The sequence below is a fragment of the Micromonospora sp. M51 genome, from assembly GCF_018070305.1.
Classification (GTDB): domain Bacteria; phylum Actinomycetota; class Actinomycetes; order Mycobacteriales; family Micromonosporaceae; genus Micromonospora; species Micromonospora parva.
In genome coordinates, this window is sequence record NZ_JAGPXZ010000986.1 from 1 (window position 1) to 1,924 (window position 1,924).

The following is a 1,924-nucleotide window of genomic DNA, read 5'->3' on the forward strand; positions in this document are numbered from 1 at the left end:
GCCGACATCACCCGGCAGTTCCTGCCCATCCAGCGCCGGCTGGCCGACCGGGACCTGCTCAACGAGTGGACCACGCCGATCGGGTCCGCCGTCTTCGCCATCCCACCCGGATGCCCACCGGGCGGTTGGATCGGCGAGCAGGTGCTCGGATGACCGGGTCGCCGTCGCGCCCCACCGCCGTCCGGATCGGCGCGGCGGTGCTCGCCGTCGTCGTGGCGGTGCTCATTCCGGCCGGCCCGGCCTGGGCGCACAACTCCCTCCGGGCGGCCACACCCGCCCGGGACGCGACAGTGCCGAGCGCACCGACCGAGGTCACGCTGGAATTCATGCAGCGGCTCGACCCCACCTTCACCACGATCGTGCTCACCGACGCCGCCAAGCGGAAGCTTCCCACCGGCGAACCGGTGGTCACGGGGGCGACGAGCACGGTTCAGGTGACCGACACCCTGCCGAACGGGACCTACACGGTCGCCTACCGGGTCGTCTCCGTCGACGGGCACCCGGTTCAGGGGTCGTACCCGTTCACGGTGGCAGATCCCACCTCCAGCGCCGCGCCGGTTGCCAACCTCAGCGCGTCAGCGACCGCCCCGGCCGCCGCCGGCACGGAGTCCGACGACGGCCCGAGCGCCGGTGTGCTCGTGGCGGGGGCCGCGCTGGCCCTCGTCGTCCTGGTGACGGCCGTTGGGCTGCGGTGGCGACGGACGGTGCGGCGCTGATCAGACGGTGATCCGCTCCACAGTGGGGCGGACCGGCAGCGACGCGCACCGCACGGCCCGGACCGAACGGCCCGGCCTTGCACGTCTCCGGGAACCAGCGGCGTCTCTCCCCCGACTACCGGTCAGGGGCCGACGCGACACCTCACCGGGCGACCAGACCAGCACGGGAAACACCTACCGGGTGACTCCCGACTCTTCCGATCGGATCACCATGTCTCTCACCGAACTGTCCGGCACGCCGCAGCCGGAACCCGCCATCACCGCCGAGAAACCGGCCCGAGCCGCCCGGCGCACGTCGCCGTTCGGTGCGCTGCTGCTGCGGCTGCACTTCTACGCCGGCATCCTCGTCGCCCCGTTCCTGGTGGTCGCCGCACTGACCGGTCTGGCCTACACCACAGCACCGCAACTCGACACGATCCTCTACGGCAACCAGCTCACCGTCGCCGAGGTGGGTGAGCGTCAGCTGCCACTGGCCGAACAGATCGGGGCGGCCCGCAACGCGCACCCCGACGGCAGCATCACCACCGTGCAACCCGGCGACGGCGACCGGACCACGAAGGTGGTGTTCTCCCTGCCCGAGCTTGGCGAGAAGCAGCACACCGTCTACATCGACCCGTACACCGCCGAGTCCCAGGGCCAGCTCACCACCTGGTTCGGGTCCACGCCGGCCGTCACCTGGCTGGACGACCTGCACCGCCACCTGCACCTGGGCACGGTCGGCGAGCACTACTCCGAGCTGGCCGCGAGCTGGCTGTGGGTGATGGCGCTCGGCGGGGTCATCCTCTGGTGGCGTCGACGCGGCGCCGCCCGAGCCGCAGCCCGGCATCTGCTCGTGCCGGACCTGTCCACGGGTAAGGGTGTTCGTCGTACCCGAGGGTGGCACGCCACCACCGGCATCTGGCTCACCGTCGGTCTCCTCTTCCTCTCGGTCACCGGTCTGACGTGGTCCCGCTACGCCGGTGCGAACTTCGCCGACGGCCTCGACGCGGTGAACGCCCGCACCCCGGAGATCTCCACCAGCCTCACGGCCGGCCCCACCGCCCCTGCCGAGACCGGCGGGGGCCACGAGCACGGTGCCGCCGGGGCTGGCGGGGTCGTCGAGTCGGCGGCGTTCGACCGGGTTCTGGGCGTCGCTCGCGACGCGGGCCTCTCCGGTCCCGTCGAGATCACCCCCGCGCCGGAGCCGGGTTCCGCCTGGACCGTCACAC

2 protein-coding genes and 1 pseudogene are annotated in these 1,924 nt (G+C 72.3%); all 3 read left to right on the forward strand.

Annotated elements, in window-relative coordinates; translation table 11 throughout:
- A pseudogene (locus KBX53_RS31575) lies at positions 1 to 153 on the forward strand (Dyp-type peroxidase domain-containing protein); the annotation flags it as partial.
- Positions 150 to 716: a copper resistance CopC family protein gene (locus KBX53_RS31580; protein WP_210863422.1), complete on the forward strand. Its 567-nt coding sequence runs from the start codon at positions 150 to 152 to the stop codon at positions 714 to 716. The pseudogene KBX53_RS31575 and the gene KBX53_RS31580, both read left to right, overlap by 4 nt.
- A gap of 211 nt (positions 717 to 927) precedes the next feature.
- Positions 928 to 1,924, forward strand: a 997-nt coding sequence (locus KBX53_RS31585; RefSeq protein WP_210863424.1) for a PepSY domain-containing protein, incomplete at its 3' end; no start/stop codon positions are given.